Annotated in this window: 26 protein-coding genes; 7 read left to right on the top strand and 19 right to left on the bottom strand. The window is 35.1% G+C overall.

The window, feature by feature from the left end; genetic code table 11:
- Window positions 1-780 carry an MBL fold metallo-hydrolase gene (locus ACY2RS_RS04220; protein ID WP_490097365.1) on the top strand — a complete coding sequence of 260 codons (780 nt, stop codon included), beginning with the start codon at window positions 1-3 and terminating at the stop codon, window positions 778-780.
- Between the two features lie 14 nt (window positions 781-794).
- On the top strand, window positions 795-1292 hold the full coding sequence (locus tag ACY2RS_RS04215; RefSeq protein WP_490097364.1) for a hydrolase: 498 nt from the start codon (window positions 795-797) through the stop codon (window positions 1290-1292).
- Window positions 1293-1296: 4 nt separating this feature from the next.
- On the opposite strand, the gene ACY2RS_RS04210 is transcribed toward ACY2RS_RS04215, so the two are convergent.
- The 6 genes from ACY2RS_RS04210 to ACY2RS_RS04185 form a co-directional block, all read right to left on the bottom strand.
- Window positions 1297-1953, bottom strand: coding sequence for an alpha/beta hydrolase (locus ACY2RS_RS04210; protein ID WP_490097363.1), 657 nt, complete (start codon window positions 1951-1953; stop codon window positions 1297-1299).
- A 72-nt stretch (window positions 1954-2025) separates the two neighbouring features.
- A complete protein-coding gene (locus ACY2RS_RS04205) occupies window positions 2026-2349 on the bottom strand; it encodes a DUF4870 domain-containing protein (RefSeq protein WP_490097362.1) in 324 nt (107 codons plus the stop codon).
- Window positions 2350-2388: 39 nt separating this feature from the next.
- Window positions 2389-2712: a hypothetical protein gene (locus ACY2RS_RS04200; protein ID WP_490097361.1), complete on the bottom strand. Its 324-nt coding sequence runs from the start codon at window positions 2710-2712 to the stop codon at window positions 2389-2391.
- A complete protein-coding gene (locus ACY2RS_RS04195) occupies window positions 2705-3958 on the bottom strand; it encodes a dihydroorotase (RefSeq protein WP_490097360.1) in 1254 nt (417 codons plus the stop codon). Before ACY2RS_RS04195 ends, ACY2RS_RS04200 begins: the two co-directional genes overlap by 8 nt.
- Before the next feature lie 54 nt (window positions 3959-4012).
- Window positions 4013-5938 (bottom strand): BatA domain-containing protein, encoded by a 1926-nt coding sequence (locus ACY2RS_RS04190; RefSeq protein WP_490097359.1) that lies wholly within the window; start codon window positions 5936-5938, stop codon window positions 4013-4015.
- A gap of 78 nt (window positions 5939-6016) precedes the next feature.
- Window positions 6017-6790, bottom strand: coding sequence for a TIGR02757 family protein (locus ACY2RS_RS04185; RefSeq protein WP_490097358.1), 774 nt, complete (start codon window positions 6788-6790; stop codon window positions 6017-6019).
- A 92-nt stretch (window positions 6791-6882) separates the two neighbouring features.
- On the opposite strand from ACY2RS_RS04185, the gene ACY2RS_RS04180 reads away from it, so the two are divergent.
- Window positions 6883-7335 (top strand): hypothetical protein, encoded by a 453-nt coding sequence (locus tag ACY2RS_RS04180; protein ID WP_490097357.1) that lies wholly within the window; start codon window positions 6883-6885, stop codon window positions 7333-7335.
- Here the strand turns inward: ACY2RS_RS04180 and ACY2RS_RS04175 are convergent, their stop codons facing one another.
- The 5 genes from ACY2RS_RS04175 to ACY2RS_RS04155 all read right to left on the bottom strand — a co-directional run bounded on the left by ACY2RS_RS04175 (window position 7336) and on the right by ACY2RS_RS04155 (window position 13768).
- Entirely contained in the window at window positions 7336-7989 is a 654-nt protein-coding gene (locus ACY2RS_RS04175; protein WP_490097356.1) for an ABC transporter ATP-binding protein, read from the bottom strand.
- Window positions 7990-7992: 3 nt separating this feature from the next.
- A complete protein-coding gene (locus ACY2RS_RS04170; protein ID WP_490097355.1) occupies window positions 7993-9108 on the bottom strand; it encodes an adenylate/guanylate cyclase domain-containing protein in 1116 nt (371 codons plus the stop codon).
- A complete protein-coding gene (locus ACY2RS_RS04165) occupies window positions 9108-9701 on the bottom strand; it encodes a YdeI/OmpD-associated family protein (RefSeq protein ID WP_490097354.1) in 594 nt (197 codons plus the stop codon). The genes ACY2RS_RS04170 and ACY2RS_RS04165 overlap by 1 nt, the downstream gene beginning before the upstream one ends.
- A 25-nt stretch (window positions 9702-9726) precedes the next feature.
- Window positions 9727-11121, bottom strand: a complete 1395-nt coding sequence (locus tag ACY2RS_RS04160) for a S41 family peptidase (RefSeq protein ID WP_490097353.1) — start codon at window positions 11119-11121, stop codon at window positions 9727-9729.
- A 253-nt stretch (window positions 11122-11374) separates the two neighbouring features.
- Entirely contained in the window at window positions 11375-13768 is a 2394-nt protein-coding gene (locus tag ACY2RS_RS04155) for a DUF5916 domain-containing protein (protein ID WP_490097352.1), read from the bottom strand.
- 173 nt (window positions 13769-13941) lie between these two features.
- Between ACY2RS_RS04155 and msrA the strand changes: the two genes are divergently transcribed.
- From msrA to ACY2RS_RS04140, 3 genes are all read left to right on the top strand, one after another.
- Window positions 13942-14487, top strand: coding sequence for a peptide-methionine (S)-S-oxide reductase MsrA (gene msrA, locus ACY2RS_RS04150; protein WP_490097351.1), 546 nt, complete (start codon window positions 13942-13944; stop codon window positions 14485-14487).
- Window positions 14488-15087, top strand: coding sequence for a GTP cyclohydrolase I FolE (folE, locus tag ACY2RS_RS04145; RefSeq protein ID WP_490097350.1), 600 nt, complete (start codon window positions 14488-14490; stop codon window positions 15085-15087).
- 149 nt (window positions 15088-15236) lie between these two features.
- Window positions 15237-15536, top strand: a complete 300-nt coding sequence (locus ACY2RS_RS04140) for a hypothetical protein (protein ID WP_490097349.1) — start codon at window positions 15237-15239, stop codon at window positions 15534-15536.
- Between the two features lie 5 nt (window positions 15537-15541).
- On the opposite strand, the gene ACY2RS_RS04135 is transcribed toward ACY2RS_RS04140, so the two are convergent.
- The 8 genes from ACY2RS_RS04135 to ACY2RS_RS04100 form a co-directional block, all read right to left on the bottom strand.
- Complete coding sequence (locus ACY2RS_RS04135; protein WP_490097348.1) at window positions 15542-15844, bottom strand: DUF6787 family protein; 303 nt, start codon at window positions 15842-15844, stop codon at window positions 15542-15544.
- Window positions 15841-16245, bottom strand: coding sequence for a DUF6146 family protein (locus tag ACY2RS_RS04130; RefSeq protein WP_490097347.1), 405 nt, complete (start codon window positions 16243-16245; stop codon window positions 15841-15843). Before ACY2RS_RS04130 ends, ACY2RS_RS04135 begins: the two co-directional genes overlap by 4 nt.
- 97 nt (window positions 16246-16342) lie before the next feature.
- Window positions 16343-16984 (bottom strand): DUF937 domain-containing protein, encoded by a 642-nt coding sequence (locus ACY2RS_RS04125; protein WP_490097346.1) that lies wholly within the window; start codon window positions 16982-16984, stop codon window positions 16343-16345.
- Between the two features lie 76 nt (window positions 16985-17060).
- Complete coding sequence (locus tag ACY2RS_RS04120; RefSeq protein WP_490097345.1) at window positions 17061-17471, bottom strand: META domain-containing protein; 411 nt, start codon at window positions 17469-17471, stop codon at window positions 17061-17063.
- Window positions 17472-17545: 74 nt separating this feature from the next.
- Window positions 17546-19846, bottom strand: a complete 2301-nt coding sequence (locus tag ACY2RS_RS04115) for a T9SS type A sorting domain-containing protein (protein WP_490097344.1) — start codon at window positions 19844-19846, stop codon at window positions 17546-17548.
- Between the two features lie 30 nt (window positions 19847-19876).
- Entirely contained in the window at window positions 19877-20827 is a 951-nt protein-coding gene (locus tag ACY2RS_RS04110) for a D-2-hydroxyacid dehydrogenase (protein WP_490097343.1), read from the bottom strand.
- Window positions 20828-20954: 127 nt separating this feature from the next.
- Window positions 20955-22022, bottom strand: a complete 1068-nt coding sequence (serC, locus tag ACY2RS_RS04105; protein WP_490097342.1) for a 3-phosphoserine/phosphohydroxythreonine transaminase — start codon at window positions 22020-22022, stop codon at window positions 20955-20957.
- 68 nt (window positions 22023-22090) lie between these two features.
- Window positions 22091-23140, bottom strand: coding sequence for an acyl-CoA reductase (locus ACY2RS_RS04100; protein WP_490097341.1), 1050 nt, complete (start codon window positions 23138-23140; stop codon window positions 22091-22093).
- A 151-nt stretch (window positions 23141-23291) separates the two neighbouring features.
- On the opposite strand from ACY2RS_RS04100, the gene ACY2RS_RS04095 reads away from it, so the two are divergent.
- Window positions 23292-23642: a 4Fe-4S dicluster domain-containing protein gene (locus ACY2RS_RS04095; RefSeq protein ID WP_490097340.1), complete on the top strand. Its 351-nt coding sequence runs from the start codon at window positions 23292-23294 to the stop codon at window positions 23640-23642.
- Window positions 23643-23758: the final 116 nt, after the last annotated feature.

Below are 23758 nucleotides of genomic sequence, written 5' to 3'. Positions count from 1 at the left end.
ATGAAATCTCACTTAAAAGTCACTTTTTTAGGCACAGGAACTTCGCAAGGAATTCCAATTATAGGAAGCACCCATCCAGTGTGTTTAAGTGATGATCCAAGAGATAAAAGATTACGTGTTTCTGTGCTGTTAGAGTGGCACGATAAGGTCTATGTAATTGATTGCGGACCAGATTTTAGGCAGCAAATGCTTCGGGAAAATGTCTCTAAAGTTGATGCCATTTTTATTACTCATGAACATAGTGACCACACCGCTGGCTTAGATGATATTAGACCTTTTTATTTTAAGCAAGGTGATATTCCGTTTTATGCAAATGAAACTGTTTTTAAAGCCCTAAAAAGAAGGTTTGGGTATATTTTTGAAACCGAAAACAAATATCCAGGCGCACCTACCATTTCTCAACATGTTATTTCAAAAAAAGCTCCTTTTCATGTACACGGAAATGTTATCACTCCAGTAGAGGGACTGCACAATACGCTTCCAGTTTTGGGGTTTAGAATGGAAGGCTTTACCTATTTAACAGATATTAAAACAATGGAAGCTTCTGAAATAGAGAAAATTAAAGGCACAGAAGTCTTGGTCGTGAATGCCTTACGCATAGAACCACATGCTTCTCATTTTAATTTAGAAGAAGCGCTTGCCTTTATAAAAAAAGTGCAACCAAAAAAAGCGTATTTAACACATATTAGTCATTTATTAGGGTTTCATGCCAGCGTTGAAGCTAGTTTGCCCGATAATGTATTTTTAGCTTACGATGGCTTATCGATAGAAGTATCCTAAAAGAAATTAAGATTATGAAGAAAAGCATTTTTATGTACCTGTTCTTTTTTGCAGCATTGTTTATTTTGTTTCAATATGCCAATGAAAAGAGTGTTTTTGAAGCCCAAGACAAAACCATTAAGTCTTTAACAAAGCAACTTGAAACAGCAAAAGATTCGCTTACTAACATTTCCGAAGGTGTCGAAGAAGCCAATTACTTTAGCTTACAAGGCAACGAGAATGCTATCGAGTATATCGAACGTCTTGGTCTAGAAGTATCAGACGTAGAGGCTATGATTACGGATATGATTTATGATCAAAATGGTGCAAAAGGAGGGAATCCCATTATACCCCTAGAAAGTGTGAATGGCGATTTTAAGATTAATAAGATTAAGTTGCTAAACCATCGATGGATTCAAGCAGATTTCTCTGACGGGAACAATTGGGGAGAAATTATGATTGAGTATTTCTTTGATGAGAACAATAAACTTGACCTTACACCTATAAGTTCATTTTTATATTCTTCAAACTAAATATCTATTGCTTGTCTAGCCAGTTTTTAAACTCATAAAAGTTTTGAGGTGCTACTCCGTGACCTACTGGGAATTCACTGTAAGTACATTCAATGCCTAATTCTTTTAAAAAAGGCTTTGTCTTTTGAGCCCAAGCTATAGGAATAACCTGATCTACAGTGCCATGAGAAGTATAGACGTTTAAATGGCTATAGTCTTTGTTTTTAAAGCCATCAAGCAGCATATCTTCACTAATATAGCCACTTAGGCCAATAATATTCTTAATTTTTTCTGGATAGCTAAGGGCTACTGCAAAACTTAAAATGGTACCCTGACTAAAACCTAGCAATGTAATGTTTTTTGAGTCTATGTTATATTTTTCAATACAAGCATCGATGCAGGTAACGATGAGATCTCTAGCTGCAATAGCTTCTGGAACATTGTTAAATTTTCCATTTCCAGCTTCAAAATAGATGTTATACCATGCATTGCCGTAGGGCTGTAGTGGTAATGGAGCTTTTAGTGCGATAATATGGTGTGTATCTGGTAATTCTGGAGCAAAAGAAAATAAATCGTTTTCATCACTTCCATAGCCGTGTAAAAGTATGATAGCTGGAGCATGTTCTGGAGCTCCTTTGGGTGCTTGATAATTATGTGCTAAGGGTAGTGTTTGTTTCTCCATGCTACAAAAATAAAAGATGCCACGATATGTGACATCTTTTTAAGGTAAAATATGTTGATGGTTATCTATTTTTTACCCAATCGTTTTAAACCAATCTTGAAAATAGTCTCCTAGCACAGGAACTGGTTTTTCTTCTTCTTGAACAGCACCAATAATACCCATAATCCAGAGTGCAACGGTACCTAAATGTAATATTGATAGCATACCTATGCCCGTAATGCTTATGGTAAGTGATATCGCAAATGCTACCAACATAATGCCTAACATTTGTCTTATGTGGAATGCAGCTAAAGCATTATTGTCTTTATTGTTCATAATAAATGCAATAATCCAACCAACGATAGTTAAATAGGCAATTATTGCAGTTGTTTTTCCAGGATTTGAAGTTGTTTCCATATTGAGGTTGTGTTAAATTAGATATTAAATATACCGCATCTAATTTAAAAAAGTAAACCAATCTTGGAATTTCTTACTTAAATAAGGGATGTTGGGCTCCTTATTTTGTAGCACTGTAAAAATTGAATACCCCCATAATGCAAAGGAAATCCACCATAAAACATCTCCTAAGATAGGATGAATGTAGGCCTGGGTTGTTTGCGCAATGAGTAATCCTAATACAAGACCAAACATATTTTTTATATGTGCTGTTGCAAAAGCATCTTTCTCGTCTCGGTTCATAGTATACGCTATAAACATACCTATAAAGGTGATATAGGCAATAATAGCCTTGTTTTTTCCTTTGGGTGTTGTGTTAGTCATTTAAAACAAGTTGATTGTTGTTAAAAATCCCATAGGCTTTTCCTTGTAAAGAATGCCCTAATAGTGCTGCGTTTTTAGAAGTAGTAAGGATGTCTGCTTCTGTGAATTCCCATTCTATAGAAGGATTAAACAGCGTCATGTTTGCAACTTCTCCTTCTTGAATACTGTTTTCTGAAATGTTAAACACCGATTGCTGTGTTAGCGCATGAATAGCGGTTTCTAGATCTGTTGCCTTGTGTAAAGCTCCGAAACAGCTTTCTAGTCCGATACTACCATACGCCGCATGGTCGAATTCTACTTTTTTACTTTCAATATCCATCGGGTTATGATCGCTGGTTACCATGTCTATGGTACCCTCTTTTAAACCTTTTAGCAATGTTTTGGTGTCTTTTTTAGTCCTTAGCGGAGGCATAAGCTTATAATTGGTGTCAAAACTTTCTAGCACGTCGTCGGTGAGTACTAAGTTGTTTATGGAGACACTGCAAGTAACTTGTAAACCTTTCTTTTTTGCTTTTTTAATGAGGTCCACCGAATCTGCAGTAGAAATGGTTGGGATATGTAAGGTACCGCCTGTATATTCAAGTATGTACAAATCTCTTGCAACTTGTAATGATTCTGCTAGTGATGGTATTCCTTTAAGACCAAGTAGGGTGCTATTAATATGTTCATGTACCATTCCTTTAGCAGCGATAGCTTTCTCAAAAGGAAACGATTGTACCAAACCATTGAAATTTTGAGTGTATTGTAAAGCAATTTTTAAAAGATTCGGATTTGCTATCGGACGCTTATGGTCGTAAAAACTAATGGCGCCTTCATTGTGCATATCAAATAATTCTGCCAAGTCTTTGCCATTTGAACCTTGGGTTAAGGTACCATTTGGATATATGTTTACAGCATGCTTATTTTGAGCACTGCTTAAAAAACGAATCGCTCCTTTGTTATCTGGAACTGGATGCGTATTGGTGTTTAATGCTACTCCTGTAAAACCACTTAAGGCAGCAGTTTTTAAACCATTATCGATGGTTTCTCGTTCCTCAAAGCCAGGTTCTCCAAAAGAAACTGAGCTATCAAACCATCCCTTTGAAATATGGAGGTTGGGTAATTTGATTTCTTTTACCTTGTTTTTAGGGCTGATCGTTGCAGCAATTTTTGAAATACTCCCTTTCTCAATAAGTACATCTCTTTTTTTAAGATGATGCTTGCTATTGCTATCTACAATGGTAACCGATTTTAATAATACATTCATACGACTCAATTTTTCAGGTGATATGCTAGCGCATCTTTACGCCATAACTGTATTCTATTTTTTATAAAATTTCAGAAGTAACATTTCAGCTAACAGAAACAGCAGCGCCAATAGGGCAAACCATTTCCAAAAATCTGTTATTTTATTTTCTCTTGAAATTGTTTCAAATAAACTGGAAATACTATCATGGGTGGTCACTCCGTCCCAAGTTGCTGGGTTGGCGTAACTCAAATCTCCTTCATCTCTATTGTAGTTATAGCTCACATTCTCTATAAACGTATTTCCTTTTTCAATACGAAATGTTCCTGCCTTTATAGGATTGTCTAGGGTATTAATTACTACTTTATTGGCTTTGGTTTGTTGTAATGGTATAAAGTTTACTACACTATCTTTAATGGTTAATATTTCATCTTGTACCAATCTAATAGGCACTGCAAATGTTGTAGGTGCTGCCACTGTGTAATACAGCTTCGGTAATTGTAAACTCTGTCTAGCAATATTGTACAGGGTAGGAACGATCAATGGAGAACTTATAAAATTGCTGTTGGCGTCATTAAAAGCTGCCGTTGCTACATAGCTGTTATTAGATCCTAATAAAAAAGGCTTTCCATCCTCGTAGGCTAGAATAGGAGTGGCGGTAGAAATTGTAGTGTAGTAACTATTTGTTTTTGGGAATTGAAAATTTGCCACACGCTTTTCAAATACATCTTTATACAAAGGATGGTCAAAAACAATCTTGGTTATTTTCTTTTCTTGTGCAACTTGTTCATCTAGGCTTCCTAAACCTAAATTTTTAAGCAATATATTATAGCTAGCTAACTCAGCATCTTTTGCAGGAATAATTAAGATGCTTCCTCCACTTTGTGAGAACTCAGATAACGCATTGGTAAGCGATGCAGGAATGCTTTTTAATTCGTTTAAAACAATGCAATTTTGCTCTGGTAATACACTGTAATTTACATTTCTTGCATCCAATCGTGTGTATTCGAAATCTGTATTGGTATACATGCGCTGCAAGAAGTTAGCATTACTAGCATTTATGCTAAGCACTTTTAACTTATTAGGGATGTTAATGCTGAAATATAAACTGTTGTCATAGCTAAGTCCCGCATCTGTAAGACGAATGCTTCCTTTAAAACCTTCACTGTTATCGAAATCAAAGGTAGCTGTTTTGGTTTTATTCTCGCTAAAATCTACAGCAGTCTTCGCAACAAGAGTGTTGTCATTATGTAAAGATACCGACACCGTATTTTGTGCATTCTCTTTAGCAGAGAGTACTACATTTAATTGTGTTTTACTTCCAGTAGTTGAAGCTATGTAGGCAGAGTCTATGGCTATGTTTTGAGCATCTACAGCTTTCAATTGTACTACATTTACCTTGAAATCAGTAGGTACACCTGGAAATGCTTCTTTTTGCTGAAAATCTGAAATATAAATTAACCGTTTATCTGCAGAAGCATCTTTGCTAAAAAGCAGTTCGGCTTTTAAGAGGACTTCATTGGGTGTTAATTGTTTTTGAGTGTAATCTACTTTTAATAACTCATTTTTAACTTGCTGGACAGGCGCATTTTTCTTTGCTGTATTGTTTGTAAACCAACTTAATTTGCTATTGGGTGCTAACTGCTCGTAGATATCTTGAATAGCACGTTGTAGTAAAGGACCATTTGCACCTTTGGCTTCCATACTAAAGGAGTTGTCTAAATATACTACTGTTTCTTTATTACTATTCAAGGCAGTTTTAGAAGCTTTAAAAGGCTGCGCAAAAGCAATAACAATAGCGGCAATCGCTCCCAAACGCATCAATAAGGTAAGCCACTTTTTTAATTGAGAGCTCTTACGGGTTTGGATGCTTACTTTCTTTAAAAACGCAACGTTGGTAAAGGCAACTTTTTGAAATCGTCTAAGTTGAAATAAATGAATTAAAATAGGAATAAGCAGTAAAAGAAGTGCGTAGAGAAGTTCTGGGTGTTTAAACTGCATGTATTATATTCTATTTTAGCAAAGATAAAAAACCGAAGTTAATTAAGTTGAAATTTAACTATTAATGACCTATTCCTTTTAAAATTTCTCAAAAGCTCCTAGTCCAAAGAGTGCAAAATCGTATTTAACAGGGTCTATTGGGTCCATTTTTCGGAGCACTGTATCTAATTCTAAAAGTGCTTTGGCATCATTTTGTTTTCGTTGTAAAATGCCTAATTTTCTAGCAATACCGCCGCTATGAACATCTAGAGGACAAGAAAGAATACTGGGGGATATGGATTTCCAGATACCAAAGTCAACTCCCTTATTATCTTGGCGTACCATCCATCTTAAAAACATATTGATTCTTTTGGCGGCACTGTTCTTTAACGGATCACTCACATGTTTTTGTGTTCTTGGAAGATGCGGTATCTCAAAAAAGGTCTTTTTAAATTGATGTATGGCGGGTTGTAAGCTTGCTTTGGTAGCATTTTTCATAAAAATAGCTTCTAAGCCATCATGTTGGGCATAACAATGTTGTAATGCTAGAAAGAAACAGTGTAAGTCTTCTTCGTTAAAGGTTCTGTGCACAAAACCTTTGGTGTATTTTTTATTTTTTTTTGAGTAATTTGAAATGAAATCAAAAGGGGAGTGCCCCATTATGGATAGTAATTTTTCTCCATTAGTGATAATGCTTTTTCTATTTCCCCAGGCTATGGTAGCAATTAAAAAGCCAGCAATCTCGATATCCTCTTTTTCTGAAAATTTATGGGGTATTTGAATAGGATCAGTTTCAATAAAGTCGAGGGTATTGTATTGAAAAGCTTTTTCTTCCAAAAATTCTTTTAGTGCTTTTTTTGAGAGTTTTTTCATTCTTGTAAAAATACCTAATAGTGGGTATTGTATAGCGAATTGATAAATGGTTTTTTTGTTATAAATAATATAAAGACAAAAAAAATATGAATATGGTAAAGAAGCTTCTTGTAGTAACGGTATTAGTTTTTAGTTTATTTTCTTGCAGTAATGATGATGATGGCCCAGATTCTGGATCAGATATAGCTGCAATCTTAACAGCTGACGCAGGTTTATGGCAAGTAGAAGTATTTCAAAAGAGAGAAACTGAAAGTGACGCATGGATAGATACAGATACCTGTGCAAATGATGATGTATGGCAGTTTTTAACAAATGGAGAATTATTAATTTCTCCCTATCTAGATTTATGTGATGGACAAAATCTTAATGATCTTACTGTATATGCATATGAAGTAGTCCCTGGTGTAGGATATAATTTTATTTTAAGTAATAATCAAAGAGATCTTGAAACTATAGAATTTATTGATGAAAATAGGTTCATCGTTACCTATGATAGAGGCACCCTTGATAATCCAATGGGAAGGCGTATATTCAACAAATTTTAATCAATCAGCAATACTACCATCTACCATTGTTAGTTTTCTATCTGCCATAGCAGCTAGCTCTTCGTTATGTGTAACAATAACAAAGGTTTGACCAAATTCATCCCTAAGTTTAAAAAACAAATTATGAAGGTTTTCTGCGCTTTCGGTATCTAGGTTTCCACTGGGTTCGTCTGCCAATATAATAGCTGGATTATTGATGAGGGCTCTGGCAACTGCAACACGTTGCTGTTCTCCTCCAGATAGCTCATTGGGTTTATGGTTTTCTCTATGAGATACTCCTAGAAAAGCCAAGAGTTCTTTGGCTCTTTTTTCTACTTCTTCTTTTTTTGTTTGTTTAATAAAACCAGGAATACATACATTTTCTAAGGCTGTAAATTCGGGTAATAACTGGTGAAACTGAAATATAAAGCCTAATGAGGTATTTCTGAAAGCCGCTAATTGTTTTTTATTTAGCGAGGCAAGTGATTGATTATTGATTGAAAGTTCGCCTTCATCAAAGCGATCTAAGGTACCAAGAATTTGTAATAGTGTTGTTTTACCAGCACCAGACGCTCCTACAATAGAAACAATTTCTCCTTTTTTAATATGTAAATCGACTCCTTTTAATACATGCAAGCTATCGTAGTATTTATGAATGTTTTTTGCTGTAATCATTTGCTAAGCGTTTTTTCTTGTATAAGTAACCAATGAAATCTCTGTTTTTTTTCCTTTTAACTTTTCTTCTCCAAGGTCTTTTCTTTCTATGTTTGGTGGTAATTTTAACTGCATATCGGCAAACTCCTTGGAGGCTAGAATAGAAACCCCTAAAGCATTGCAAACCGATTGAATTCGTGAAGCCGTGTTTAATACATCTCCTGAAAATACAATTTCTCGTTTAATTTGTCCAATTTCTCCTACCATAATATTTCCGAAGTGATACCCAACCTTAAAGATGGGTGAGAGACCATATTCTTTAATATATTGTTCTTTTTTAGCATGTATAGTGTCATACATACTATAATAGCATTGTATCGCATTAGATCTTTTTAAGCCTTGCTTTATTTTCCAGGAAATAACAATTTCATCTCCAACATATTGATAGACTTCGCCTCGTGTTTGCATGATTGCCGGACTAATATCTTTAAAAAAGTCTTTTAGAAAATTAAAATACTTTTCTTCTCCTAACTTTTCAGCAATACCAGTAGCATCTTTAATATCTGCAAACATAAAGATACGGCGTTCATTTTTAGGTCTAAAATATCGCCCCATTAAATAATCTGGGAATACCCCAGGACCATATTTTTTGTTGACCATCAAAATAATGAGCGTTAGCAATACAATGACAAGCCAAGTGATAAAATTTTTAATAAATAACCAACTTTTAAAAAACAAGAAAAGCTGGGCTATTACTTTTTCATCAAAATAGTCTACTCCAAACTCCTGGCTAAAGAAATACATAGCCCCAAGGCAACTTATTATAATCGCAGCAATTGTATAGAGTATCGTAATAAGAATTAAGGCTCTATAAAAAACATATTTTCTAAGAGCATATTCCATGAGATTCACGGTCAGGAATCCACCAATAAGCCCTGCCGATACATGAATTATTAAGTTGGTAGTAAACGATTGTTTAAAATCATAAGCACTAGTTAATGCGCCATTAGATTTCAATAAATAATAGTCGTAAAAGAAAATCAAGTTTGAAATAAGACTCCAAGCGATAAATATTGCAAAAGCTCTTCGTACATAATACCAAAGTTCTCTTGAGTTGATTTTGGATCGTTTAATTGCCATTAGCAATTTTTGTATTTATCATGTAAGCCAATACCATTCATAACCATGGGTTTTATTTTTTCTAATCTACGTAATTTTGTGGCATCTAGTTTTGCTTCGGAAATATAACCTGCATATTCTTTTTGTTTTCCTAAACTTAATTCTTTAAAATGAGTTGCTAAGTCAGGAGACGAAGTAAATGCATCTTTCAGTATTTCTGGTAGTAGTAGCTTTTTTCTTTTAGGTTTGATCTCTTTTCCGTCTTTACAATTTTGAATCGCCTCAAGAGTATATTTTTTTAATATTTCAGTAGCAAAAACATCTCCCTTTTTTATTCTCCAATGTCTTAGTCCTTTTGTCTTTCCTTCTTGGGCATTGATTAATATTTGGTGAGGGTCTTTTAGAAAAACGCCTTGGTGAAACCAAATACCTAGATGCTGTTTAAATCCCATCATACCCACCACAATCTTTTTGTTTATGGTGTATGCAGGAGCACCCCATTTAATTTCTTCTACCAATTCTGTTTCAAGAAATACCTCTCGAATCATAGAAATTTCTTCACTCCATTGTGATTGTTTTTCGATAAAGGCAGTTACTTTTTCTGAAATATTCATAGCCAGAAGGGTTTTGTTACATAGACTATTTATCAAGTATCATGATGCCTTCTAATGGATTTTTACTATTACTATCTCCAATTTCATCTAAGGCATCAAAGAAATAAGTTTGTTGTCTTGTAGTGACTATTTGATTTAAGGCTTCGGCAAGTAGTGGTTCATTGATATCTCCCAACTGACCTAAGTTTGCATAATCTTCTCTAAGTGCTACGTCTGGAACTAACCCATCAATATAATCGGTATTTCCAGCCGCATTTGCAGTTTTAAATACGAGCGGTAGCATTGCATATGTGTGATTCGGATTAGCTTGCGAACGACTAAAATTAGGTGCTGGAGCATCGTAGAGTAGGAAAGAGGCTTGAAATTTACCAGTAGTATTGTCACCTACTTGTACTACATTTATGTATGGGCTTAATCCATTAATAACTAATTCACTTGCAGATGCAGAACGCGAAGTCGTAAGAATAAATACCTCGTCAAGATTCAAACTATTGATAGCCTCGCCATTGCTTATTTCGGTATTGAACAATCCAGGATTTGCGTAGGCTTCTTGTCTATCCTCATTCCATTGTTCTGTGTAGAATACTTGACCATTAAATTGTCCTGTAATCATGGACGACAAATCCACAGCAGTTTCTACAGAACCTCCACCATTATATCGTAAATCAAGTACTAGATGCTGTATGCCTTCGTTTTTAAACTGTCCGAAGGCAGCATTTAATTCTGGATCAAAATTACGGGTAAATCCATTGTACATTAAATATCCAACTTTCTCTCCACCGATTGTAAAGGTTCGGGTAATGTGTACTGGGTTTTCGGTGTATTCGGTCTTTGTTAGTTCTATACTCTCTGATGTAGGTGTAATAGTCTCTCCATCAAAAGTTGCCAAGCCTATGGTGTATGTGTCTGGATCTAATAAGCTACTAAAATTATCTTCATTGATTTGTTGCCCGTTAATAGTATTAAAAATATCACCGCGCTCTAAATCTTTTGAGGCAGCATCTGTGTTGGGTAATATGTATCTTACATACCCAAAAACATTTCCGCTTTCATCAGGATAGCGTATCAATCCGAATTCCATACCATTGTTTAGCGTAACACCACTTAATGCATTTTCAAGCGATATGTAGTCATCTACTAAAATACTAAAACGATCTTGGTCAGATTTTAAATACTCAAAGAGGCTTTCTGGTGAATCATAGTTATTTAAAAAGTTATTTTTTGCTTCTTCTGTGGTAAAAGCATTATTTGCTAACTCTGGCGTATCTGCCTTGTATAAATAGAAGAAGTTTAATCCGCGATAAATAAAATCCTGTATGTCAAGATTTGATGCCGGAGTTATGTTGTCGTCTAAATCTTCAAAACAACTCACACACAGTACTAAGGAGGCTAAAAGGGAAATATAAAATAACTTTTTCATAATGCTTTTTATAAGTAGTATTTAAACTACCAAAATACTTACATTATTGCAGAAGATAAAATGTTCTTTGTTTTTTATGATTTCTATTTAAAATCACTAGCTCTAAGAATTTTTTAAATAGAAAACTCCTATTGTAAATTATATAAAAGCACTATTTTTTCGAAATCAAATTTGCGAGTCAATTTCGTTACTTTATTAAAATTCTATGAGAAGCTCTAGTTTTAAAATTCCCGAAGTGTAAAGTCATAAAAGTTTAAGAACTTTTCTTAAAAAGATATTTTACGTTATTGTAATCAATAAAATAGGTGATTCTTAAGGATACGGTATTCTGTATGGGTTGGTTAAATAACGTATTTAAGCTTTCTGTATAACCAATAGTAGATTGGTTGTCGTTATTAAAAATCTGGTTTCTATAGAGCAGACTAGCTTCACTACCTGGTGCAAAACGCCACCTAAAACTCAAATCAAGATTCCATATATTGAAATTTCTGTTTGGGTCATTGTCCTCTGTGATTTCGTAGTCTATAAGGTTTCTAGTACCATTGTCATTTAAATCAAAAAATGCGTTGTCACTATAATCTACAGCTGTCCAGAAGTTTCTAAAACGCAAGTCAATGGCTTTATACGGATCAAAGTTATAACTCGCTGTCAATGAGTTTTCAATAGTTTCTATATCTCTCTGTCCAAAAAAGACATCGGTTTCTGTATTGTCTATATACCCAAACTGATTATTTCTCTTTGAGTACTCCGAATTGATAATCACCAAGAATTTATCTGAAAAACGATATCTCGGAGAAAAGTCGATAAAGTATTGACGTTGTGGCTGGTCATAATCTTTTCTGTGTCCAATTCCTAGATCAAAAGCAAATCGTTTTCTATAATCTGTAGAAACAAAAACTCTTCCCCCAAGACTTCTAGAAAAGGTTACAAATTTGCCAGGAACACGTGGTTCGAAATAATCATCACGAGCTGTTCTATAATCAGCAAATCCACCAAATGCGAGTCTAGACCGCATTGCAAAAAAGATATTTAATCTATAACTATCACCTGTAGTTACATTAGGGTCATACAATCGGCTATGTCTCGCCGTAAACTGAAAACGGTATTTGTTGAAAATTTTGGTGGGCTCAAAATTTTCATAAGAGAGTCCTGCAACAAAGTTATTGAAGTTATTGCGTCTATTTAGTCCTAGGTCATTTATATCATAGGTAGTATTAGAAAAATCATGTCCGACACGATATCTAAACCTTCCTTTTATTCTTGCGAAGTCGAGTTCTGACAAAAACCCAGAACGATATCCTGTGTCTAGGTTTACATTACTTACAATGGCTCTTCCTGACGCATTGTATCTATTTTGTTTGTCAGTAACATCAAAAGCTAGTGCAGAGGTATTGGCATCTCTAAAACCACCATCCCTTGTTACATTGGTATTGATTAGTGAAATAGATGAGTTATCATTAAACTGTTGGTCTAATACAAAGATGTTGTAGTTTGATAAAGGCTCTACGAGTACTTCTCTAACAGCTCCTGTTTCTTCATTTTTGACAGTGGCGTAGGTGTTTTCGGTAATGGCATTAAAAAAGCCAACCCCAAGTTTATCTTTAGTTCTTCCTGAAATTTTAATAGCATTTAACAAATTAACACGATCGGGAAATTCTTCTACAACCTCATTATCCTCTAAATCTGTTACCTCTCCCGTAGGTGCACTTCCAACACGTCTTGAGAAAAATACACGACCTATATTAAATAGCTCTGTACCTTCTGTAAAGAATTGACGTTGTTCGTCAAAGGTTTGTTCAAACGGACCTAGATTTAAAGTAACTTCATCGAAGGCAGCTTGACCAAAATCTGGAATAAGCGTGGCATCAAGGGTAAAACTATCACTCAAGCCATATTTAACATCCATTCCAGCGCTAAAGCTTGTATCGGTTTCTCCATCAAACGAAGCCACTACACCTTGCGCAAAGGGAAATAAGGTTAAACGAATAGGAGGGTCAATGTTTTTAACACCTACTACAGGTGCGTTATATAATGTACCTCTACCTTTTGTGATGTCAATTGGAGCAAAAGAATGTGTTTCATTAATATTAATGATTCTTCTATAAAAATTGATACTCCAGTTTTGAGTTTCAACTTCAGGAAAACGAAGTGCATTATAGGGTATTTTAAATTCTGCATACCAACCATTGGTGTCTTTTGAAATTTTCCCTTCAAATACAACATTGTATCCTAAATCTTCATTGTTGATAGAAATTTTAGAATCAAATATGGTCCCTGCACTCGTAACACCAAAACGAGTTTCGTTTATACCGTCATTGTAGGTGTTCAAGGCAACTGCGATAAAATCGGCTTGGGCACTTAAATCGTCTCTTTGAGAAAACTGACTTGCCGTATTCTCAATATCTGGATCATTCATGTAAGCAGCTACATATACAGCTTTGTCATCGTAGGCCATTTGCACTTTGGTTTCATAGCCTACAGGAATATCGCCATCGGTACCAGGTTGCAGCATATTAAAATTTCCGAAGGAAGGCAAGGTTTCCCAAATGGCATCGTCTAAATAACCATCAATCTTGGGAGCATCAGAAATTCGAGTAGCAGTAAGTATTTTTTTCTCTTGAGCTGCGAGTTGAGTTGTGTGCAACATACACACGAGAAAAAGGACTATATAACGCATAGATTTAGCACTGCTTGATGGGGATTGGTTAAAAAAGTAAAACTGCAAATCTAGGTGTATGCAAAGGCTACTTTTATTAATAAAAAGTTAAAAAGAATTTGAATTATTTATAGAGTGTTAAATTATGTAACTTCGTTTAAGTTATGAGTAATAGTATTGAACAAGCAATTTTTGCTAACGGATGCTTTTGGTGTACAGAAGCAGTTTTTCAACGTTTAGAGGGTGTGCATGACGTGGTCTCTGGGTATACTGGAGGTAGGATTAAAAATCCAGCATACAGAGAAGTATGTCAGGGTAGAACTGGCCATGCAGAAGGAATACAAATTGATTTTGACCCCAGCGTTATATCATTTGCAACCTTACTGGAAGTCTTTTTTGCAACCCATGATCCCACCACATTAAACAGACAGGGAAACGATGTTGGAACACAATATAGAAGCGCTATTTTTTATACAAGTGAAACACAAAAGGAGCAATCTCTTGCGTTTATTGAAGCGCTTACAAATGCCAAAGTGTTTTCAGACCCTATTGTTACAGAGGTGAGTCCATTAGATGTATTTTATATGGCAGAAGCTGCGCATCATGAATATTACAACCAAAATAAAGAACAGCCCTACTGTCAATTTATCATAACACCTAAAATTGATAAAATAAAGCAGTATTTTGCAGATAAACTTAAACAAGACTAGATGGGGAATTATAGATTTTTTGAAGAATATAACCAAGAAACCACTGAGGATCTTAAACAAAAATTTTCTGAAATACTTGATGGGTTAGGAGAAGATATCACTCGTGAAGGAATTGTGAAAACTCCCGAACGTGCTTCAAAGGCAATGCAGTTTTTAACGCAGGGATATGATCAAGATCCTGCAGCAATTCTACGGGGAGCTATGTTTGCAGAAGATTATAACGACATGGTAATTATAAAAGACATTGAGTTATACTCACTCTGCGAACACCACATGTTGCCTTTTTTTGGGAAAGCTCATATTGCATATATTCCTAATGGACACATCGTTGGTCTTAGTAAAATACCGCGTGTGGTTGATGTTTTTGCTAGAAGACTTCAAGTACAAGAGCGACTTACCCATGATATTTTAGAGTGCATTAATAGTACTTTAAAGCCAGAAGGTGTTGCTGTAGTAATAGAGGCAAGTCATATGTGTATGATGATGCGAGGAGTCCAAAAACAAAATAGTGTCACAACAACATCTGGGTTTCGAGGACAGTTCGAAAAAATTGAAACTCGAAATGAGTTTTTAAAGCTTATTAGCAATGATTTAGCTTAATCTTGCGTTGTAACATTTCAGCACATAACCCTACCTATACTATTGTACTAAGGTAGATAGCCATTTTCTTGGAACAGTTATTGCTTTTTATATTTTAAAATAACCTATTTTGGAATTTTTGTATTTCTGAAATTTTAAAACACAACACAATGAACAAATCAAAACTATTTAGACGCGGACTATTATACGATGCTATTGGTATGGCAACTGCTTTTATTCCTGTAGCGGGTCCTTTTCTAGATATACTTTGGGCACCTTACGCTTCAAAGAAAATGAGTGAGATGTATGATGGGAAAGAAGGAAAAATAGCTTCGGCTATTGTATTTCTTGAAGAGATATTACCGATGACCGATTTTATTCCAACATTCACATTAATGTGGTTGTATACTTTTGTTTGGAAAAAGGACACCAATAAAATGCAGTCTATAGAAGTAGAGATAAAAGATTAATTTTTTTAATCTCTTAATAGGAATCCTAATTTCATACTTCTGAGCATTTTTTTCTCAAAGGCCCAGAAAAATTCAAATTCACCAAAAAGCCATCCAAAAAACACCAAAAGTATTTGGTACACAGGAAAAACAATCAAAATTCTAATGGGCCAATAGATGTACCATTGTAGTTCTTTTGTAATGCCTATGTATTCTGTAATTGGTCCAGCTAATTTGGCAGCACTACTTCCTGTAATAGAAAATACAATAAATACAACAGCTAATCTCCAATTAGAATGGATATTCCAACGCTCTTTTAATTTTTTCACTTGAGTTTTTGATTGTATTTGTATTCAAAGAATTGAAAGTAGTTAAATAGTAAGTAATTCACTTCTTTGCCATAACGAACTGTGGGGTCGTAATTAATTTCTTGTGGGTATAGGTCTCTAGAACGCGCTATATCTCTTACGCGTCGGTTATATTCACGAACGTAAAAATCATTTTTCCTTTCTAAAAATGTTGTTGAGTAATACTCGGCGTTAGGTTGCGTATTGAGATACCGATCAAATCCTTGTTCTAAAATAATGATTTCGTATTCTAATGTATCATTTGCAATGACTATCGTGTCCATTTTATCACCCACAGCAGTGCCTGTAGTAACTGTATTCTTACTAGAATTACAACTTACAAGACAACCAAAAATGATTAAAAATGCAAAAAGATATTTCATGGCAATACAAAGGTACTATAATCGCTTGTAAATAATAGTTTTGTTCATAAAAAAACCACTTCGATATGAAGTGGTTTTATAGTTTGAATCGGGGATTTTATTTGCCAAAGAGTCCACCTAAAAGACCGCCTAATCCGCCGCCTTTTGATTTTCCTCCGCCTAGAACCATTCCAGCAATGTCGTCAATAACACTTCCGTCATTGTCGCCATCCAAAATAGATTCTATTAAGCTTTGTTGTTTTGGTTGAGATTCACCGCCACCCATAAGACCGCCAAGTAGATCTCCAATACCATTCGAAGATGATACATTTTGTTGTCTTGTTTGTTTTCCTAGCATTCCAAGTAAAACAGGTGCTGCTACTTGTAGCATTTGCATAACACCATTGGTGTCTACTCCAGATTTGCGTGAAACTGCACCCACAACATTATCTTGTGAGCCTCCTAGTACATGGCCTAAAATACCAAGACCATCTTGTTTTACGCTTTCATCGACTCCTCCAGAGAATAAACCTCCAAGATTATCTAAGATGCTACCATCGTGTTTGCCATTTAGGGCATTCATAAGTCCTTCGGCGCCTTGAGGACTGCTAGCATTTCGTTTCATTGCACCCATTAACAAAGGTAGTGCTGCAGTTAAAGCAGAAGCAGTTTTATCTGCTGGTTGATTTGTTTCTTGACTAAGTCCACCAATTAGTTGGCGTCCCATGTCACTGTTTAATAAGTCTAAAATTCCCGACATTGTAATACATTTTAAAGTTTATAATCAATATACTAAAAATAGCGCAGATTTTTATGTAGTAGAAAGGTTTTAATGTTTATTTCAGTTTTAAACGAATCATTTCTAAGCCCTTTTCGTTTAAAAGCAAAATAGTTCCTTTATCTAGCTCTTTTAGGTTCACTACATTTGATAAAGCATTGATGAATTTTTTTTCTATTTCATTTTTGTCATTTTGCGGACAATACTTTTTTGTTTTGCTAATCTTAGAAAAAGTTACTTTATTTTTTTCTTGTGTGTAACTGCCAAAAAAATTATTACAACCAGCAAATCCTGATACACTCTTTTCTTTAGTATTGAAAGTTATACTTAAAGCAGCGTTAGTGATATCTTTTTCGTTTATTTCCAAGACTAAATATTCTGAATCAAGAGTTGTGTCTTTCACAGTTTTTTTTGTTGAGTTACAATTAGAAAAAGCAAATAATATAATAATAAATGGTATTGTTTTCATGTAAAAGTTTTTTTAAAGCAAAATGCGAGTGATGATATATCACTCGCATTTTTATAGTTATACGAAGTGTAACCTTATTGTTTAATAAACTTCAAAGTAGTTACAGTGTTTGTTTTGTTATCTTTTAATCTAATAAAGTATATACCTGTACCGTAAGATGAAATGTCAATTGCATTTTCTTGTGATACAAAAGTATTAGCAGTTAATACTTGACCTGCAATGTTGCTAATACTAAACGAAACTTCAGGAGCTGAAATACCAATGTTTACATTTAAGATATTAGAGGTAGGGTTAGGGTACAATGCAATCGAATTACTAAGAGTTACATCATTTATTGCTAATGTTTCGCTAGTTTTAAATTCGGTTGTTTCGGCATCACCAAATTCGCCACCTTCAAAAATTACTTCTCCAATATTGGTTCTAAGCTCGTAAGCTCCTATACCAAAACCACAGCATATTCCATCGCCAGCTGTATCAAAAATTTCAAACTCATAACATTCATCTAGATCTACATTAAATGTTTCTATAAAAGTAGTGTTATCATCTGTATTTTCTTGATAAGGTCCGCCATCATATAAAACAGTACCATCTAGTTTTCTAAATTCCCAAGTAGTTTCTTGTGCCCAATCATCTGTAAGTAATTCTAATATTACTTGTTCTGCAGAGTATTCATTCTCAGTTAAAGCAATATCAAATTCATTAGTGCTCGTATCGTTTGAACTATTTTGATCATTTCCGCCATTTACATCAACTAGTGTTACAGTTAGCGTATGTGTTCCTTCAGATAATACAACAGATGGAAGATTAAAAATTTCATTTTCATTTTGAGCTAATGATCCACTAAAGTTAATAGTCTCTAATGTACCACCATCTAATTGCCATGTAATGGTAGCCGAAGTAATAGTGTTTGAACCATTATTAGAAAGAGAAATAGAAGGCGCAACTTCTGTACTTCCACATGTAGTATCTGGAATAGAAGATGAGACAGATCCATCTAGAGCTAATACTTCAAAAGGAGGAAAGCTTTCTAGAGTTTCAGGATTTGTTCCAGTAGGATCTAACCAATCTTCTAATCTTGTTGAAGCAGAAGAGCCGTTATCCCATGATACAGCAAATCTCCCATAATAATCAAAAGCGTTATTATCATTTGTTCCAGAACAAGCAGCAGCACCACCATAAAGTTGACCAATAATTTTACCTTCATGATCAAAGAGTGGAGAACCAGAAGATCCAGGTTCTGTTACACCAAGTTCCCAGCCTTGTCCGCTTCCACCTAGTATTTCCCATGTTTGAGCTCCAGCATTTACCTCTTTTGAAGGGGCATCATCATCTCTACATATTTTCATGATATCACCAGAAGGATGATGAATTCCTACTGTAAAGTCAGGAACATCATCAGTTCTATCCCAGCCAGCAAATACACGATCCCAATCTGAAGGAATCGGGTTGTTAATTTCTACCAAACAAAAATCAGCGTTGCTACTTCTTGCTCTTAATTGAGCACCACTGATGGTTAAGTTTGTTGGTCCATTATCACTTGCTTCAGTTTCAGCGCATATAGGGTTTGGACTAATCCATCCAAATCTAAAAGCCCATGAGCTTGGGTTGCTAAAGCAGTGATTTGCTGTTAAGAAATATGGTGTGCCGTCATTTGCTGTGTTGTTTACTAAGGCACCACTACAAAAACCACTTCCTCCTGATAAAAGAATTCCAACAGATTTTTTGTTGTGATCTTTTAACATAGACCAGTCATTACCAATCGGGCAATTAACATCTAGGTTACAGTTTCCAGAGTCATTCAAACCTTTTGCGGCTTGGAATGTTTCAGCATTTCTATACCCGTGAGTAGCTTTGGCAATATGAAGTCTTCCTTGACCTTGAACATTTGCAGGCTCTAAGTATTCAATCCAAACTTTCTCTCCTTTTACTAGCCATGTACCTAAAACGCCATCTTCGTTATTTTCAACATTCGTATAGGCTCCTAGTAAATCAGTATGCTCATCATTATATAAGTATACAGTACCTCCTTCTGGAAGGAAGAAATCATCGAAAATGAAATTCATAGATAAGGCACCTTTAGATTCTATAGGGAGTCTCCATATTCTATCACCATTTTCTAGAGTTGTCCAAACTCCATCATTTAATCCGAAGTCAACACTGTGCATATATCCAAAGCGCCAGGGTCTATCAAATGCTTGGTCATTTACAGCATCTTCTTGTTTAACTTGTTCTAGATTAAAACTAGGAAGTTCTCTAGCGTTAATTTCATTTTGATCATTTAAAAGTTTCCAACTTAATGGAGTTCCTTGGTTTGTGACTTGTGCAGATGCCGCAAAAGAAAAAATCATTGTGAGTACAAATAATATTTTTTTCATAACATGAATTTTTTGTGAAAATAATACTATTTATTGAAATATTGTAATTATTTGTGATGCCAATTCTGTCCCAATTCTATCCTGTGCTTCATTAGTTGCGGCTCCAATATGAGGACTCAAAGATATTTTATGATTCATAAGTACTTTTATCTCTGGTGTTGGTTCTTTTTCAAAAGTATCTAAACCAGCAAAAGATAGTTTTCCTTTATCTAAAGCATCTACTAAGGCAACTTCATCAATGACACCACCTCTGGCAGCGTTGATAATAGCAGCACCATCTTTCATTTTTGCTATTTCTTCTTTGCCAATAATATAGTCTTTTTGTGCTGGAACATGTAATGTTATAAAATCACTATGTTGAATTAATTGATCAACTGGCTCTGTTTTTATTTTTAAAGTTGTTTGTTGCCCATCATAGAAATCTAATGTAATATCTGCTTCACCAACATAATTATCGCTAGCGATTACTTTCATACCACATCCTAATGCAATTTTGGCAACCTCACGACCAATACGTCCAAAACCAATAATACCAATGGTCTTACCACGTAATTCTGCTCCTTTAGCATAATTCTTTTTTAGAGCTTTAAATTGAGTGTCCCCATCTAAAGGCATGTTTCTGTTCGCATCGTACAAATATCGAACCCCTCCAAATAAATGCGCAAATACTAATTCTGCAACAGAAGAAGAGGATGCTGCCGGAGTGTTAATTACATGCAATCCTTTTTCTCTTGCGTAACTAACATCAATATTATCCATACCAACACCACCACGCCCTATCACTTTTAGGCTAGGGCAGGCGTCTATTAATTCTTTTCTTGCTGTAGTTGCACTTCTCACCAATAGCACAGTGATATTGTGTTCATTGATATAGTTTGCTAACTGTTCTTGCGCTACTTTGGTCGTAAAGACTTCAAAACCTGCTGCTGTTAATGTATCAATTCCAGATTGTGATACGCCGTCGTTTGCTAATATTTTCATGAAAAACTTGTTTTTCATTCCCGTGAAAACGGGAATCTACTTTGATTATTTTTTATTTTTATAACTATATGAGTTTTGTTTGATTTGGAGCTCACTACTCACTACTCATTACTCAAAACTATTTCATTTACCCTCTTCGTTCTAATTCTTGCATCACGTCTACCAATACTTGAACACTCTCTACAGATAGTGCATTGTACATAGATGCTCTATAACCACCAACACTTCTGTGACCGTTAAGTCCGTTAATACCAGCATCGTTCCACATCGTGTCGAAAGTGGCTTTTAAATTCTCATCGGTTAACGTAAAGGTTGCATTCATTTTTGAACGATCTTCCTTTTGAGCCACAAACCCAGTAAATAATGGATTGCGATCTATTTCGTTGTATAAAATTTCAGCTTTCTTAATATTGATCTTTTCAATGGCAGCAATACCACCAAGTTCTTTTAACCACTCTAACGTGAGCATAGAAACATATACTGGGAATACAGCTGGTGTATTAAACATACTGTCTTTGGCAATGTGTACTTTATAGTCTAACATAGATGGAATCTGTCTAGAAACCTTTCCTAAGATATCTTCTTTAACAACGACCAGCGTTGTTCCAGCAGGGCCCATATTTTTTTGTGCTCCAGCGTAGATCATATCAAACTGACTGAAATCTAATTTGCGAGAGAAAATATCGCTACTCATATCGCAAATTAACGGACAATCAGTTTTTGGAAACGTATTCATTTGCGTTCCAAAAATAGTGTTGTTACTTGTACAGTGAAAAAAATCTAATCCACTAGGCACCATATAATCTTTCGGAATATAATTAAAATTGGCTTCTTTAGAAGAGGCAACTTCAACCACATTGCCAAATAGTTTAGCTTCTTTAATAGCCTTATCAGACCAAGTTCCTGTATTGGTATACCCAGCTTTGTTTTCTAATAAGTTATAGGCTACCATTAAAAATTCCATACTAGCACCTCCTTGTAAAAACAATGCTTTGTAGCCTTTGTCTTGAAGTCCTAAATGTTCTAAGGCTAGTGCACGTGCACGTTCCATAACGTTTACAAAATTCTTACTACGATGCGAAATTTCGATTAATGACAAATCAAGATTGTCAAAATTTAAAACCGCTTTACTTGCTTGTGCTAATACCGATTGAGGTAGAATGCATGGTCCTGCGCTAAAATTATGTTTTTTCATGAGGTGTTGTTTTGTGTTGCAAAGATGTAAAATATAGGAAAAAATTCGAGCTATTTATTCTTAAGTTATTATAATGATATTAAGAATTTTATGGTGTCAACGCCATCTGCATAATCCCATAGATTTGGAGTTTGTGCAACCCCAAACTGAATGTCTTCTTTAGAGACGATACATTGTATTTGATCTTTTTGAGTTTCTAATTGTTCACGTACTTCAGAAAGCGCTTTGTAACGCTCATAAAATACCACAGAAATAGGAGAGGAGAAGCCTGTGTCTTCTTTAAGGAGCATAAATTCGTTATCAAATAATTTGATGTCACTCATTAAATATACCGCCTTATTATAATCGTAATTATTAATGTATTTATGATTGTTAATGACTTCTTTCCAAGAAAACATACCATTAAAAAAATGATCTAAGTTGTAGTCTTCAGGAAGGTACACTTTAGAAACATTTCGACATCCTAATCCAAAATAACGATACACATCATCTGCCAATGCCTCCATTTCTTCAGGGGTTTCTTCCCCAGTGATGATTGCCACCGCATTTCTGTTTTTACGAATGATATGTGGATATTTCCCAAAATAATGCTCAAAATAGGTTGCCGTATTATTGCTTCCTGTTGCTATTACAGCATCAAAATCACTTAGCTTTTCTTTGGTGAACGAAATATAGTTTTTAAATTCAGGAGTCACTGCACACAGATACTCTGCTAAAAATGGGAGCAATCTTTTATCATTTGAAGAAAGTTTCGCTTGCACCTTATGACCAGTAATAAGTACCGATAAAAAATCGTGAAAGCCTACCAAAGGAATATTACCCGCCATCACAATGGCAATAGTTTTAGGATTTTTTTCTTCGCAAATTTTATAGCTCGACATCCATTTTGTTAACTGTTCAAGGGTCAAAGCCTCACTCCAACTTTTGCATGCAAAGGCTAAGTTATCTGAAGTAAACCAAGTATTTTCATGATGTGCCGAATGTAAGGTGTGTTGCATTTCTTCAAAAAATAAATCGTTTTGAAGTACGCTGTTGTCCTTTTGAGGTGTCTCGGAAGCAAATTGTTTTAGAAACTTCCCAAGTTCAATAAATGCGTTTATTCTTTCTTGTACTGTCATGTGGTTCACTAAAAGTTGCAAAGGTAGAAAATCTTAGAGGATGGCGAGCTTATATATACAGGAGAAACTAAATATTTTCCCAATTTTTAGTGATGTGTTTGTCAATACCATTACTAGACCTTAAATTTGCATAAATTAAAGAAAATACCCCATGGCAATTATTATAACAGACGAATGTATTAACTGCGGTGCTTGCGAGCCTGAATGTCCAAATACTGCTATCTACGAAGGTGCAGACGATTGGCGTTATGCAGATGGAACCGATTTAGACGGTAGCATTGTATTGCCAAACGGAAAAGCAGTAGATGCTAACGAAACCCAAGAGCCTGTTAGTGATGAGATTTATTATATCGTTGCCGATAAGTGTACCGAGTGTAAAGGATTTCATGAAGAGCCTCAGTGTGCGGCAGTTTGCCCAGTAGATTGCTGTGTACCAGATGAAGATAATGTAGAGTCAGAAGAAGTATTGCTTGGGAAGCAAGCATTTATGCATCACAAATAGACCGCTTCGCTGTTAGACCGTTTGCTTCGCTCACTGATAGAAGTTAGACCGCCTTGCTCCTCCGCTAAAGCTATGGCGTCAGGCGGACGGCTGATAGACAAAAAAAAATGCGCTGT

The sequence above is a fragment of the Patiriisocius sp. 208BN25-11 genome (assembly GCF_058147145.1).
Note: the sequence above shows the minus strand (reverse complement) of the source record. Positions and strands in the feature narration are given on the sequence as shown.